Consider the following 14,127-nt stretch of genomic DNA (forward strand, 5'->3'; position numbering starts at 1 on the left):
GGCGCTGGTCGCGGGCACGTACGCCCCGAGCCCGTATTCGGGGAGCAGCGGGCGATCGAACGCGTCGATCCGCGGCCCGTACGACTCCCGGAGGCGCTCGAGGGCGGACTCGTCGACCAGCGCGGCCCGCCAGCGGTCGACGCCCGCAGAGAGCAGGACGAACCGCGCGTCGGTCCCCGCGAAGAGGTCCTCGGTGATCGCCCACAGGACGGCCGGCAGGTTGTCGGTCCCCAGCGGCGTCTCGGGGTAGGTCACGGTCGTCTCGCGGCTCCGACCGCGCGGATCGGTGGCGGTGAGTCCCAGTCCGTCGCCGGTACGCTCGACCGCCAGCGACCAGCCGACCGACTCGAAGACGCCGGTCAGTGCCCGCTCGAGCGCGGCCGTCCGGTAGCGAGCGTCACAGGCGATCCCGCGGTCGCTCCGGGCGATCGTTCGGCGAAGCACTGCCGTCCGGTCGCGGTCGGTCGCGAACGCGTCGGCCAGCGCCGCCTCGAGGGAGCCGTCGCTCGACGTGGCTGCGGTCACGTCGGCCGGCGTGACGCCGAACGAGCCGAGGACGTCGGCGGCGACCGGCGGATCGTCAGTGGTCGGGAGGGCCAGGGCCATCGGTGGCTCCCGGTTCCACGAACGGGCACATATATCCTCGTCAGACGCAGGACAACGCATACGCGAGCCGACCGGATGGACGCGGACAGCGGTCGTCGGCCCGGAAGCGACGGGCAGCGCGCATCGCTCACCCCGCCGGCCGGCGGACGATGGTAACCCGAAACCGGCGACGGATGCCGGAGAACGAGATCGACCCCCGCGTTTCTGCCACAACTACCAAGCCGGTCGACTCGTTCTAGCGAAACGAGATCGGTGAGGGCCGGTACTGGTCGCGCTCGCGACCACAGCCGGGCGAACGGGGGGAGTCCGAGACGCGCTGTGTTCGCCCTGCGGACGGACCTGATCGACGTTTCGATACGAATGACCGAAGCGGGACACGACGGGGAGGCCGGGGCGGACGATTCGACCGTCCAGCTACTGCTCGCTGCCGACGACCGTCGAACGAAGGTCCAGGCCCTGCTCTCCGATCGGTACGAGCTGGTGATCGGCGGTCCCGTCGCCGATGCGGACCTGTTCGTCGTCGACTCCGATCGTTTCTCCGAGTATGCCCCCTCGCTCCGGGAGCGAACGGCCGACCGACCGGCGTTTACCCCCGTCATCTTGCTTCGTCGCGATTCCCGTACCGACGACATCGCCGTCGCGGACCCCTCCGAGAGCGACGAGCCACAACTCGTCAACGCGGTCGTCGATACACCGCTCGATCCCGACCGACTCCGTCGGCGCGTCCACTCACTGCTCGTCCGACGCCACCAGTCGCGTACACTACTCGCTGACGCGACGACGGGCGACGAGCGATCTCGACAGACCCCCCTCGAGCGAGCGGCCGAGCGGCCGGCCCGCACCGATTCAGACGATACCGTCGATACCGCGGTCGATCTCCCGATCGATCGCGACGGCACCGGCCGGCCGGTAGCTGATGACCGCTACGAGGCGATCTTCAACCGGACGTCTCAGTTCACTGGCCTCCTCGAGCCGGACGGTACGATCCTCGAGGCCAACGATACTGCACTGGCGTTCGCCGGACTCGACCGGGACGATGTCGTCGGCCGTTCCTTCTGGGAAGCCGACTGGTTCGATCGATCGGCGTCGCTGCGTGAGCAGACCAAACGGGACGTCGAGCGGGCCGCCGACGGCGAGTTCGTCCGGCGAACGATCGAGATGCAGGGTACGGACGACATCGCCATCATCGACTTCTCGATCCGGCCGATCCGGGACGATTCGGGGGACGTGACGCTGCTCGTTCCCGAGGGACGTGAGATCACTTCGCTCAAGGAACGAGAACGGGACCTCCGTCGGTACCAGCGCCGGTTCGAGGCCGTCTTCGAGGACCCGAAGACCCTCGTCGGGCTGCTCGAGCCCGACGGAACGCTCGTGCAGGCGAACGAGACGGCGATGGCAGCCATCGATGCGGACCTCGAGTCGATCGTCGGCGAGCCGTTCTGGGACACGCCGTGGTGGCCCGAGGACGCGCGGGCCGACGTCCGCGAGTGGACCGATCGCGCCGCCGCCGGCGAGTACGTCGACTACGAGCGCGACCACGTCGGCACCGACGACACCTTCACCGTCACGGGGACGATCCGGCCAGTCACGAACGCCGCAGGCGAGGTCGTCTCGCTGATCGCCTCCGCCCACGACATCACCGAGCGCAAGGAACGCGAGCGGGAACTCGAGCGAACGAACGAACAGCTAGAGCGGTTCGCCAGCATCGTCAGCCACGACCTGCGGAACCCGCTGAACGTCCTCGCCGGCTGGCTCGAGCAGGCCGAAGCGACCGGGGACCCGAAGCCGTTCGAACACTGCCACGAGGCGGTCGACCGAATGGACCGGCTCATCGACGACCTACTGACGCTCGCCCGGCAGGGCGAGCAGGTCGACGCGATCGACGCCGTCGACCTCGAGCGGGTCGTCTCGGACTGTTGGCAGACGGTCGAGACGGGGTCTGCGACGCTTCGAACCGACGTCTCGGGATCGATCCACGCCGACGAAACGCGGCTCCGCCAACTCCTCGAGAACCTGTTTCACAACGCCGTCGAACATGGTTCGACGAGCCCTGCTTCCCACGCTCAGCAGGACGCCGTCGAGCATGGGTCGACGAATCCCGACTCGCAGGCTCATCAGGGTGACGTCGAATACGGCGGGTCAACGGTCACCGTCTCCGTCGGGCCGCTCGAGGACGGGTTCTACGTCGCAGACGACGGGGCGGGCATTCCGGCCGACGAACGCGAGCGCGTCTTCGAGAACGGGTATTCGACGGCATCCAACGGCACCGGATTCGGCCTCTCGATCGTCGCGACGATCGCCGAGGCCCACGGCTGGGACGTCCGCGTGACGGAGAGTACGTCGGGCGGCGCCCGGTTCGAGTTCACGGGCGTGACCGTCACGGACTGACCGAGCGGGGCCGGGGGAGTCGTTTCCCGTCAGCGACGCCGCGGCGACTCGAGTTCGATGTCGGCGTCCTCGAGCAGGTCTTCGACTTCTTCGCGTTTCTCCTGGTGGTCCTCGAGGAACTCCTTCATGAGCTGCGCCGCCTGTTCCTTGCAGTCGCCACAGAGTCGTTCGCCGTCGACACACTCGTCGTAGACGCGCTTGGCGAACTCGTCGTCGTCGCCGGACAGCAGGTAGGCGTAGAGTTCGTAGACGGGACACTCGTCGGCCTTTCCGCCCTTCTCGCGCTGTTCCTCGGCGGTCTCGCGGCCGCCGGTGGTCGCGGCCTTGACCTTGTCGTAGCCGTCCTCGGGGTCGTCCAGCAAGGAGATGTGGGAGGCTGGGATCGAGGAGGACATCTTGCCGCCGGTCAGCCCGGTCATAAAGCGGTGGTAGATCGAGGACGGCGGCTGGAAGCCGTAGCCGCCGTTGTCGACCTCGACCTCACGGGCCAGTTCCTCGGCCGCGGCGCGGTCGAGGTCGAAGGCGTCGACGTGGTTCTCGTAGACTCGCTTTTCGCCCTCGACGGCGTCGATCAGGGCGTCGAAGGCCTCGTCGGTCGCCCGCCGGTCGAAAAACCGGGTACGGGGCCGGATCGGCTCCATGCCGGCCTCCTCGAGCTTCGTCAGGACCGAACTCAGCGTGTCGGCGTCGACCGCGAGTTCCGACAGCGGCGTCTCCTCGATCGCCTCGGCGACGTGGACACACCGCAGCTGGTCGTCGTCGAAGTCGGCGGGCTCGAGGTCCGCGTAGAACTCGGCCACGAGGGCACGCTCTTCGGGCTCGAGTTCGAAGCTGGCGTAGGCTTCCGAGACTTTGAAAAAGCGCATCCGTTCGGCCAGATCCCGCGCCAGTCGGACGTGGGGATCCTGATCCGGGCCGACCGGGATCACGGTCGGCTTGGGCTCCTCGAGTTGCGGGTAGAGGATGTCGGCCATCTGGGTGACGACCGACTGCATGTGCGAGACGTCGGTCTCGCCGTCGAAGCCGTAGATCGCCTGGAACTCCGAGAAGTTGGCGTCGGCACCGAGTTCGAACGCCAGGTCCTGCAGCTCGCGGTTAGTCGACTGCCGGTAGAGTTCGCCCTCCTCGGGGTCGAAGCCGAGCGCGAGCAGGGACAGGAGGTAATCGCGGGCGTGGTCGTCGATCTCCGCCCAGGACATGCCGCGGGCCGAATTCGCCTCGAGGTCGGCGATCAGCGCGTAGGCGTCGGCCCCCTGCTGCTGGTGCCAGATGATCTCGTCGAAGACCAGCTTGTGGCCGATGTGGGGGTCGCCGGTCGGCATAAAGCCCGAGAGGACCGCCGCCGGCTCGTCGTTCTGCAGCGCTTCGGCGACCGGTCGGTAGTCGCGGTGGCCGAAGATAACCCCCCGTCGCATCAGGTAATGTGGGTTCGGGACCTCCTCGAGGATCTCGTCGAACTCCTCGATGCCGAACTCCTCGAACAGCTTGCGGTAGTCGGAGACGCTCGAGGATCCCCAGGGGTCAAGCGCGACGTCGTCCGCGCCCGCTGCACCACCGTCGGAGCGGAGCTCCGACGAGGATCGTGATCCGGCGGATCGCTCACCGCCGTCGGTGCGGGGTTCCGCAGTCGTCGGTTCCCCTGACTCGGACTCCTCGAGTGGGTCGTCTCCGGTCATTACCTGCGTTTTGGCGCGCCGGCGCGCAAAAGCCTTCGGCTTCGGCGCTCGCGCGACCGACTGACGGCTGAAGGGACGCGTTCAGGCGTCCGGTCGGGGCATCTCCTCGAGGTCACGGATCCGGGCCGTCTTCTCGACGGCTCGGTACTGCCGTCGCCACGCGTCCCGCGGGAACAGGCCGTTCCGGTCGAACAGGTCACGGGCCGCGTCGGTGAGTTCGTAGAACTTGTAGGGGTAGTCCCGAAGCCGCTCCCCGGGTTCGAACGTCCGTTCCCGGACGACGCCGACCGATTCCAGCGCGTCGAGGTGTCGCCGGATGGCGTCGTCGCTGAGCGGCGGATTCATGTAGTCCAACTCCTCGACGCTCGGGGCACCTTTCGGGTGGCCGACGATGTCCGCGAGGATGTCGGCCCGCTTCTTGTCGGTCGCCTTCTGGAGCGCCCGCCACGTATCGAACCCCTCGTCGGTAACGCGTCCCGTCCCTTGCGTCGGGTCGGCTACCGCCGTCTCTGGCCTCATACTCCCGTATTGGAGCGCCATCATCATAAACACTTGCATCTAATTGAGTCTGGTACCACAATTAGTTCCACAACTGATCTGGCACTGACCACGCAATTAATATTCTTTCCGGAACGATTCGAGAGCGATGGAACCCGGCGACGATGACGGTGATGGCTCCGAACGCGGTTTCCCGGACGAAGACGAACTCCTGACTGAACTCGAGGACGTCAGCCTCACTCCGAGCGACCACCAGCGGATCAAGGACCTCGTGAACGGTCCGGAGATGGATCGTATCAGGGGCGACGATCGCCGCTATCTAGTCGCCGGGGCAGGAGGTGAAACGGGGGCTGCAACCCGACGCGGGATCGTCTACGATCGCCTCGATGCACGGACCGATCCGCCGGCAGTCGCGATGCAACTCGAGGACTTCGGGCTCACGCCCGAGGATATCGAGTTGTGGACGCGCGTCTTCGATATCCTCTGTGGACGGGCGACGCACATCGTCGCCGTCATCGAGGACTTCGACGGCGGGTACGTCTGGGAACTCGGGTTACTGTTCGCGCCCACCTATCGCGATAAGACGTGGGTACTGAAACGACGCTATCCGGACCCGGAGACCGAGCGAGAACGCTACGACAACGGAATGGCCGCTTCGTACGTCGAACTCCTGCTAACGGGTGACCGCGCATACGAGTGGCTCGACGCCGACGAACTCCGGGACGTCGTCGACGAAGTTCCGTGACGCTCGAGCTCCGGATCCGTCGGGCCACATACTGTTATGGGTGCGCCGTCCGACCGGGCATCCATGACCGATTTCCCGGTCCTCACCGACGGCGACGTGTACTCGCAGTTCGACTACGACGGGGTCGTCGAGGCCGTGCGCGACGCCATCGCCGAACGCGCGGCCGGCACGCTCGAGGCCCCGCCGCGCTGGCGGGTTCCGGCCGGCGAGGGCGACCTCGTCTTTACCGCGGGGGCCGCGACTGGGCCGACCAACGCCGCCGGCTTTCGGGTCTACGAGACCCACGGGACCGGCGACGACCATACGGAACTGGTGGCGGTCTTCGACGCGGCGACCGGCGCGTTCGAGGGCCTGCTCGCGGGCCACGCCGTTGGCGGGCTTCGGACCGGCGGCATCGGCGGCGTCGCGATCGATGCGCTCGCTCGTTCCGACGCCGACACGCTCGGGATTCTGGGAACGGGCTTTCAGGCGCGGGCGCAGGTCGGCGCGGCGTGTGCGACTCGGGACTTCGACGATGTCGCGGTCTACAGCCCGACCGCCGAGGGCCGCGAGTCCTTCGCCGACACCCTCGAGGGCGAGGTCGAGCCGACCGTTCGCGCGGCCGACGACCCCGAGCCGGTCGTCCGCGAGGCCGACGCGCTCGTCTGTGCGACCACTAGCGAAGAGCCCGTGTTCGACCCCGACTGGCTCGAGGCCGGCACCCACGTCACGACGATCGGCCCGCGGTTCGACGACGCCCACGAACTCCCTCTCGAGGCCGTCGACCGGGCCGACGCGATCGTGACCGACTCGCTCCCGCAGGTCGATGCCTACGACCGCCCCTACATCGCCTCGGGCGCGGACCGCGACCGGATGGTCGAACTCGCCGCCGTCCTCGAGGACCCCGATCTCGGCCGCCAGCGCGCGGACGATATCACGCTGTTTTGCTCGGTCGGGCTGGCCGGGACGGAGGTCGTCCTCGGGAAGCGGTTCCTCGAGCAGTTCGTGTAGCGGACAGCCCTTCCTCTGGGTGGCGCGCGCTGTCGGCCAGCCGAACGTAGTGAGGGTGGCCGACGACGTTGCGCGAGGGATGAGTGAGGGAACGGCGTGACCGAACGAATCGGCTGGGGAGGGCGTGGCTACTCCGTGTTGCCAGTTTGAGCAGGACACTCGTCGTTTCGTCCTCGTTGCCGGTATAACGCCCGTCTTCGGTATCGATATCCCGGCCTGTTACTAGGGCGTCAATCGCTCGAGCGACCACCACTCGATCCCGTCGCCGTCGGCCGCCTCGTCGCCCACCAGCGCGAACACCATCGTCTTCCGGACGCCGTGGGCCAGCCGCACGTCCAGCGCCAGATCCCGCGGCTCGAAGACGTGGTCGGCCGGATGCACCCGCACCAGCAGTTCGGAGTGGCCCAGGTTCTCGACGGACTCCACGTCGGCGTAGGTCCGGAAGTCAGCGCCGAACTTGTAGCCCGTCTTCGGCACGACGCCGCGCTCGCGCAGTGCCGCGTAGACTCGCAACCGCCGATCGAACCGCTCGCCCTCGACCTCACGGCCCCGCTCGCGAACCGTCGTCGGCTCGAGATCGATCGCCTCCCGTTCGGCCAGATAGGCCGCCTCGAGCAGGGAACACTGCAGCGTCGGCTCGTCGTACTCCCGGCCCTCGAGGGGCTGGCCGTAGAACGTCCGCTCGTAGAGGTCAAGCGGCGGCTCCCAGACGACCACCCGGTCGGCCAGCAGGTCGGCCTCGCAGCCGTCGGGTAGGTCGGCGTCGGACCCCGACGTCCCGGTGGGATCGCGCTGATCGACCTCGAAGTAGGTGATCTCGCTCTCCTCGTCGACGACCGCCAGCACGCCCGGCTGGAGTTCCGTGGCGGGAATGTCCGTTCGCTCGCCGATGATCCGCAGGGCGTAGGCGATCTCGCCGTCGCCGGGGCCTTTCCCCCGCGGGAAGACCGCGAAGTCGGCCGCGCCGCCCGGCGGGTCGGCGACCCACGGCTTCGCGGCCGGCGAGAGGTAAAAGCCCCGCGAGCGCAGGTCCGCGTAGACCAGAAATCGTACGCCGAAATCGTCGCCGGGTTCCCGAGCGATGAACTCCCGGAACCCCAACCGCTCGCCCCCGTCGGCGTCGACGACCGCCTCGAGGTCACCCCGGTAGAGCAGATGGGCCGCTTCCACGGGTGCGAGCGCGATCTCGTTCCCCTCGAGCGGGTAGCCGTACCCCCGCGAGTCGTGATACCGCTGGCGCGCGTCGCCGCCGACCCGGACGACGCCGTCGGCCGCGTCGAACCGCCCCTCGAGTGTCATGGCCGGGTGTTTGCCGGCCGGCACTAAGTGGCTGCGGATCGATTCCTCTTCGTCGATCGTGAGCGAGAGATCGCTTCGGATGCAGCCTCCCCGAAAGCCCCTGCCTCGCTCCAGTCGCAGGACTCGCTGTGGTCCTCGCCTCACTTCGTTCGGCTGCGGTCCTTGCGTCGTCCGGCTTCCCGGAGCGAGGCAGCCCCTTTCAGTCCCGCCCACCGCAGCGGCGGCTGATCGGGGTGCTGTCGTGGAGGTGTGGTCGAGGGTCGACGGGACCGGTGGTCGGTTCAGTCGTCGGCCGCGGCGTCGCTCTCGAGCGGCCCCTCGAGCGCCCGGTCACAGGTCGCGTCGAGACAGCGGATCCCGCTGGCGGTTTCGAAGGTCGGCAGCCCACAGCCACACTCGCCGTCGACCACGCCGGCGGGGACGGCAAAGCCGATCTCACAGTCGGGATAGTGTTCGCAGCCGGCGATGAGCCCGCCACGCCGGAGGATCCGGAGGTCGCCGTCGCAGTCCGGTTCGGGGCAGTCCCACTCGCGGTCGAAGGCCTCTTTGACCGCCGCGTCGAGCGATTCACAGCCCCGATCGAGACAGACGTTGAAGGCCAGCCCGCGCTCGACGCGCATCTTGGGGAGGCCACAGTCGCAGTCACATTGGTCCCCCCGGACCGTCGCGTCGGCGGGGACGCCGTACTCGTCGCCACAGCCGACACAGTGGACCCCGCTCGAGCGCACTAAGGTCCCGTCGCAGTCGGGACAGGTACCGATGGGGGTCCCGGCCGCCGACGAGGGGTAGTGGGCGAACCCGTCCTGCTCGTGGGCGGCGATCCGTAGCGTCTGGGTGTCCTTCTTCGCGACGAGGGTGAAGTCGCCGGTCCGGTCGCTCGAGACGCTGTCGGCGCGAGTCAGCCACGCGACGGGCTGGTAGCCGTCGGTGTCGTGGACCAACACGGTGTTGTCGGGCTTGACGATCGTGGTCACTCGACCCCGGTACTCCTCGCGGTCGCCGTTCTCGGCGATGACGGTACAGTCACCCGCAAGCACGCGGATCGCGTCGTCGATCATGGCCGCGTTGGCCGCGGTATCGTACTTAAATTCGCGGCCGAGAAACCGGGAGATCGCTATCGCGCGCTCGAATTCGGTCGCTGGTCGATCACGCCATACTGGCACCCGTTCGCGTTACTGCCGCCGATTGGCACGCGCTGTCGGAATCGCCGCGGGTTCCAACAAGCCGATCCCCAGTGCAGCGAGTACCCAGATGGCGAGGCGGTGAGGACGACCGCCACGACGAGTGTCAGTGGCGAACCGATCGGCCAAGCAACAGCATCGCTGTGCTATCCGCTATTTTGCGATGTGTCCTCGTACTCGACCTGCGTCCCGTTCGCGACGGGTTGGAGGAGATACTGTTCGGTCTGACCGCGACGAACGGGTGTGAAGTCTCCCACGAAGGTCGTCGTCTGGTCCTCGCGGATCTCGAACCGGTGTTTGAACTGCAGTGGCGCATCCCCGGGCGTTCCGACGTCGGCCTCGCCCCCGTCCTCGAGGACGCCCTCGACGCCCGTCACGTCGAGCTGGAGGAACTCGTATTCTTGGGCGTCGAGTTCGCGTTCGTCGACTAGCTGCGTGTTCCCGTTTTGCAGTTTCACGAGGTCCGCCTCCTGCGGGTCGTCGAACTCGTGGTACTCGCGCCCATCGCTTTCGTCGACATCGCCTTCATCCTGTTCTTCGACGGTCTCGTTCCCGTCTTGCTGCTCGGTAGTCTCGTTGTCCGTGGAGTCAGTGCCGTCGTCATCGGCGTCGTCGCCGCTCGGTTTGACCCAGATCCCCTGGATCGTGACGATGCATGACTCGAAGTCGGCGATGTCTCCCGGTTGGTCCGTGACCTGCGTTGCGAGCGTCCCGGTCGCCGCGTTCGCGCCGGTACAGCCCGCTAATCCGATCGATCCTGCCGTTGCGATACCTGCCGATTTGAGATACGTCCGTCGATTGAGTTCTGTCATGAGTGTGAATTCGTGTGGTCCGCGTTCGACCGCCGTCCGGTTCCGTGCGTCAGTCGTTTCGTCCCGTTCATCGCAATTTCCCCTTCTCGGACAGTCACTTAATCCGGATAGTTGATGGCGACGAATTTCGCCGATTTGGCCGCATTTAGGCGGGTCTTGCGTTTCGCTACAACTCGAGCGGCGTCGCCGTGTTCGCGCCGCGACGGTTCGTCGGAGCGCGATTCGTCGATCCCCCGACGGTCGGCCCCAGTCACAGCCATCTGAGTCGTCGAGATGTCTCTGAGCTAGTAGCGTACGGACGCGGTCCCTGGCTCACAGCGCGCGTTCGAAACCGCCTCGATGGCGTCCTGTGGCTGCCCTTGTTCGGCAGGTGCGATTCGGTCGCGATGACGTCGGGACGTGTCTCGTCCCTCTATCCGACGGATTCGTCGGACGGCCTCGTCGCCCAGTGTACTGCTACTCACGGACAACTGGCTTCGTCGCGACTCGGTCGATACCGTCTCAGCCGTCACTCGCCGCGCCGTCGGTTCCAGCGTTACCGTCCGCGCGTTCGTCGGACTGCGACTCGCCGTTTCCGTCGTTCGATCCGTCGGGAGTCGGATCCGCGTTCGTCGATCGGCCAACGTCGTCGCCGGCGATCGAGCGAGCGGTCTCCGCCGTCTCGGGGCCGCCGAGTTCGCCCGCGCGGTCCCGGAGCGTCCGGATCGCCTCGGCGTCGACCCCGCTGTCGGCGAGCGCTCGGTCGGGGACCTCGCTCGCGGCGGTTTCGGCCGCGGCGGCCCGGCGCTCGATCCCGCGCATCTCCGCGACGGCCGTCGCGACTTCCGCCCGGTAACGGCCCTCGCTGATCTCGCCAGTCTCACGGGATTCGTTCAGGGTCGCGAGGCGGTCCTCGAGTTCCGCCAGTCGCTGCCGGCTCTCGTTGACTTCCGTGGCGATGACGGCCGCTTTCGTCTCGTTCGTCTCGGCGCTGGCGAACCGCACGCCGAAGGCCCGCTCCGAGACGTCGCCCTCGAGTTCGGCGTTCTGGACGCCGACGGCCGCGGCGAACTGTTCGCCGGGGGCGATCGAGTCGTTGCCTGCCTCGTCGGCGGTCCCGTCCTGAGCGCCGCCGTTCGGGGCGACGGTCGCCGCGGCCAGCGGGACCGCGACTGCAGCGACGAGCAGGACCGCAACGAGCGTGATCGATGTGGGTCGGTTCATTGGTGGTGGGTGTCGCTCGATCGATACCAGGCGGGGCGAGGACTTGGGGTCATCGACGGTTAACGCCGTTTAACGCTGTTTTCGATCCGCTCCCGTCCGGCGATTTCGACGGTTTTCGCTCCGCACCCGTCTCGGTCGGCCCGACGCGAGTCATTCGTCCTCATCTGCCGAGTCCGGGACGATTCCGTCGTCGACCTCGGGCAGCGAGAGGACGTTCTCGCGGCCGAGCCGGAACGACTCGAGCTTGCCGTCCTTGCGGAGCCCACTGACGACCTTGCTGGTCTTTGCGTCGGTCCAGTCCAGTTCCTCGACGACCGCCTGCTGTTTCATCCGGCCGCCCCGCTCTTTGACCAGCCGAAGGACCTGTTCCTCGTTGCTCAGCAGTTCCGTGTCGACTCCCGCGGCCGCGCTCTCGGCCGCGGCGTCGCTTGCCGGGTCAGACGTGCCCGCCGGACTCGAGTCGGCGGCCGATGCGGTCTCGGCAGCCGATCCGGATGGAGACTCGGTGTCGGTACCGGACGCGGACCCGCCCCCGGAGCCGGCCGCAGGGGTCCCGTCGCCGCCGGGTCGATCCGCCGTCGGCTCGCGGTTCCGGTACCACCACGCGCCGGCGGCTCCGAGGCCGAGTAAGACGACCGCCGCGCCCGCGATCAACAGCGGACTCGAACCGGTCGCGGCGCTCGCGGCGGTGACGACGATGCGGGGTTCGTCGTCGACGAAGTCGGTGTCGTCACCCCGCCAGATCACGGCCCGCTCGCGCTCGTCGTCCGGGTCGGGCGCGACCGACGTTCGCTCGTAGCCCTCGGGCCACTCGATCAGCAGTCGGGTCCCGTCGTCGAGGTAGAGTCCCGCGACGGCGTCGCCGGCCCGGAGCCGGTCGCCATCGACGGCGGCGAACCCGTCCCAGCGGAACGTGTACCTGACCACGCCGTACTCGCGGGCGAACGACTGGCGCTCGGTCTCGACGGAGAAGTCGGTGGCGGCCATCTCCCGCCCGGTCGCGTTGCTCGCCGTCGCGACCGTCCCGTTCATCCGCTCGGCGAACCGCGCCGTGTGGTTTGCCGGATCCTCCCGGATATCGTCGCGTAACGACTCGAACGCCGCCTCGCTCTCGTTGTCGTCGAGTCGGATCCAGAACTCGAGGGTCCAGTCGGCGCTGCCGTCGGCCCGGAGCGCGACGTCCATCCGGACCTCGTCGGCGTCGATCCCGTCCTGCTGGAGGGTAAACGGCTCCGACTGGGCCCCTCCCGTCGCCACCGTTCCGGTCGCTGCAATGGGACCGGCTGCGACGAGTAGTAGCGCGACGACCGCGACCGTCACGCCGGCGCGACCGTTCATACGGGTCGGTACTTCCCAGCTCGCTTAAAACACACGGATGTCGGAAAACGGCACCTCACACGCTAAAACGGGATTCCGTGCCGGATTCGACGAGAACGTATTGGGCGACTATCACTCGCCGTTACCGTTCGGGATGGCCGCGCCATTACCGGGCGTGACGCTCCGGATGGCCTCGCCGACGGCCTCGAGGGCACCGCCGAGGACGTCGGTGATCGTTTCGAGGAGGTCGGAGACGAAGTCCGGAACCCGATCGGGCAGGTCACTCGGCGGGCCGTCCGCGGGCTGTGCCGCCGCGGCACCGGTCGCGCCGAGGAGGAGTGTCAGTGCAACCGCGATCGTGAGTATCGGTCGTTGCATCACGGCTCGAGCGTGGCGGCTCACCCCTATCAACCGGGCAGTCGGTGACCGCGATTTGCGCCGATTTGAGCCGGATGTCGCCACCGTCGGCTGGGTATTGATCGCCGTCGGCCGATGGCAGGGCCGCTTACGCCCCAGGGACGCCGAACGCGCCGACGCCGAGTCGGAAGACGGCGTTGAGGACGAACAGGATCGCGATCGCGGCGAGCCACGCGATGAATCCGATGGCCGCGGCCGCCCCCCAGCCGCCGGGGTAGCGCCAGTTGATCACCCAGACCCAGGCGATCAGGGCGAGGATCGGGCCAAACAGGGGGATCCACGCGGTCAGCCCCCACGCGAACCCGCCGAGGATCGCCGTGACGAACGCGTGTGAGTAGTCGTCCACGTCGGCGACGACCCGCGCGCTGACGTAGATCGCCAGCCCGCCGACTACCAGTGCGACCAGAAACGCGACGAACGAGCCGACGATGGAAACCATACGAACCGGTACGCTTTCAATACACTTGATACCTCCCTCGCGATAACCGCCCGTGTGAGGCCGTCGCCGCCGGGGAGACGGTCGTGTTCGGAAGAAGCGTCAGCGGGGTGGTGGGGGATACGTCAGCGGGACAGGTACGGAACCGTCAGCGGGAGCGCGATTCAGGTGCCCGGCACGCCGAGTGCCGACACCGAGCCGATACCGACCAGCTCGAGGGCCGCGAGGACGACGACGGCGGCCGCCCAGGCGGCGACGCCGACCCCGGCCGACCGGAGCCAGCCGAGGTCGTAGCGCCACTTGACGACCGCGACCCAGGCGACGATCGCCAGCAGGCCGCCGACCAGCGGCACCGACTCGAGGACCGCCCAGGCGAGGGCGGCCAGCAGCGCGGTCACCACCGCGTGGCCGTAGTCGCGGGTCTCGGCGACGACGTAGGTGCCGGCCTGGAGGGCCGCGCCGCCGACCAGCAGGCTCACGGCGAACGCCAGCAGTCGGTCCTCGAGTCCGATCGGTGCCGGCTGTGCGAATGGGGGCATAGGTGTGTAGCGTTACCGGG

Annotated in this window: 13 protein-coding genes and 1 pseudogene; 3 read left to right on the forward strand and 11 right to left on the reverse strand. The window is 67.9% G+C overall.

The genetic code is table 11. From position 1 onward, the window contains the following. Positions 1 to 606, reverse strand: a pseudogene (locus tag ACSBP4_RS17235) (hypothetical protein); the annotation flags it as partial. Positions 607 to 924: 318 nt separating this feature from the next. Here ACSBP4_RS17235 and ACSBP4_RS17240 point away from each other — a divergent pair. Beyond that, positions 925 to 2,994 carry a PAS domain-containing sensor histidine kinase gene (locus ACSBP4_RS17240; RefSeq protein ID WP_435552947.1) on the forward strand — a complete coding sequence of 690 codons (2,070 nt, stop codon included), beginning with the start codon at positions 925 to 927 and terminating at the stop codon, positions 2,992 to 2,994. A gap of 29 nt (positions 2,995 to 3,023) precedes the next feature. Here the strand turns inward: ACSBP4_RS17240 and ACSBP4_RS17245 are convergent, their stop codons facing one another. Both ACSBP4_RS17245 and ACSBP4_RS17250 read right to left on the reverse strand, forming a co-directional pair. Next, positions 3,024 to 4,670: a tryptophan--tRNA ligase gene (locus ACSBP4_RS17245; RefSeq protein ID WP_006648636.1), complete on the reverse strand. Its 1,647-nt coding sequence runs from the start codon at positions 4,668 to 4,670 to the stop codon at positions 3,024 to 3,026. An 81-nt stretch (positions 4,671 to 4,751) separates the two neighbouring features. Beyond that, a complete protein-coding gene (locus ACSBP4_RS17250) occupies positions 4,752 to 5,189 on the reverse strand; it encodes a hypothetical protein (RefSeq protein WP_006648637.1) in 438 nt (145 codons plus the stop codon). Between the two features lie 127 nt (positions 5,190 to 5,316). On the opposite strand from ACSBP4_RS17250, the gene ACSBP4_RS17255 reads away from it, so the two are divergent. After that, complete coding sequence (locus ACSBP4_RS17255) at positions 5,317 to 5,913, forward strand: hypothetical protein (RefSeq protein ID WP_049965116.1); 597 nt, start codon at positions 5,317 to 5,319, stop codon at positions 5,911 to 5,913. Positions 5,914 to 5,976: 63 nt separating this feature from the next. After that, on the forward strand, positions 5,977 to 6,903 hold the full coding sequence (locus ACSBP4_RS17260; protein ID WP_435552948.1) for an ornithine cyclodeaminase family protein: 927 nt from the start codon (positions 5,977 to 5,979) through the stop codon (positions 6,901 to 6,903). Between the two features lie 222 nt (positions 6,904 to 7,125). On the opposite strand, the gene endA is transcribed toward ACSBP4_RS17260, so the two are convergent. The 8 genes from endA to ACSBP4_RS17300 all read right to left on the reverse strand — a co-directional run bounded on the left by endA (position 7,126) and on the right by ACSBP4_RS17300 (position 14,107). Then, complete coding sequence (gene endA / locus ACSBP4_RS17265; RefSeq protein WP_435552949.1) at positions 7,126 to 8,202, reverse strand: tRNA-intron lyase; 1,077 nt, start codon at positions 8,200 to 8,202, stop codon at positions 7,126 to 7,128. A gap of 281 nt (positions 8,203 to 8,483) precedes the next feature. Next, on the reverse strand, positions 8,484 to 9,260 hold the full coding sequence (locus tag ACSBP4_RS17270) for a DUF91 domain-containing protein (protein ID WP_435552950.1): 777 nt from the start codon (positions 9,258 to 9,260) through the stop codon (positions 8,484 to 8,486). 269 nt (positions 9,261 to 9,529) lie between these two features. Then, a complete protein-coding gene (locus ACSBP4_RS17275; protein WP_049965114.1) occupies positions 9,530 to 10,195 on the reverse strand; it encodes a DUF4382 domain-containing protein in 666 nt (221 codons plus the stop codon). A 501-nt stretch (positions 10,196 to 10,696) separates the two neighbouring features. After that, positions 10,697 to 11,398 carry a hypothetical protein gene (locus ACSBP4_RS17280; protein WP_435552951.1) on the reverse strand — a complete coding sequence of 234 codons (702 nt, stop codon included), beginning with the start codon at positions 11,396 to 11,398 and terminating at the stop codon, positions 10,697 to 10,699. A gap of 150 nt (positions 11,399 to 11,548) precedes the next feature. Continuing rightward, on the reverse strand, positions 11,549 to 12,736 hold the full coding sequence (locus ACSBP4_RS17285) for a DUF7345 domain-containing protein (RefSeq protein ID WP_435552952.1): 1,188 nt from the start codon (positions 12,734 to 12,736) through the stop codon (positions 11,549 to 11,551). Between the two features lie 111 nt (positions 12,737 to 12,847). Further along, entirely contained in the window at positions 12,848 to 13,093 is a 246-nt protein-coding gene (locus ACSBP4_RS17290) for a hypothetical protein (protein WP_006648646.1), read from the reverse strand. 127 nt (positions 13,094 to 13,220) lie between these two features. Beyond that, positions 13,221 to 13,571: a hypothetical protein gene (locus tag ACSBP4_RS17295; protein ID WP_006648647.1), complete on the reverse strand. Its 351-nt coding sequence runs from the start codon at positions 13,569 to 13,571 to the stop codon at positions 13,221 to 13,223. Positions 13,572 to 13,732: 161 nt separating this feature from the next. Then, complete coding sequence (locus ACSBP4_RS17300; RefSeq protein WP_006648648.1) at positions 13,733 to 14,107, reverse strand: hypothetical protein; 375 nt, start codon at positions 14,105 to 14,107, stop codon at positions 13,733 to 13,735. Positions 14,108 to 14,127: the final 20 nt, after the last annotated feature.

This window comes from Natrinema sp. CGMCC1.2065 (assembly GCF_051225675.1).
GTDB classification, from domain to species: domain Archaea; phylum Halobacteriota; class Halobacteria; order Halobacteriales; family Natrialbaceae; genus Natrinema; species Natrinema thermotolerans.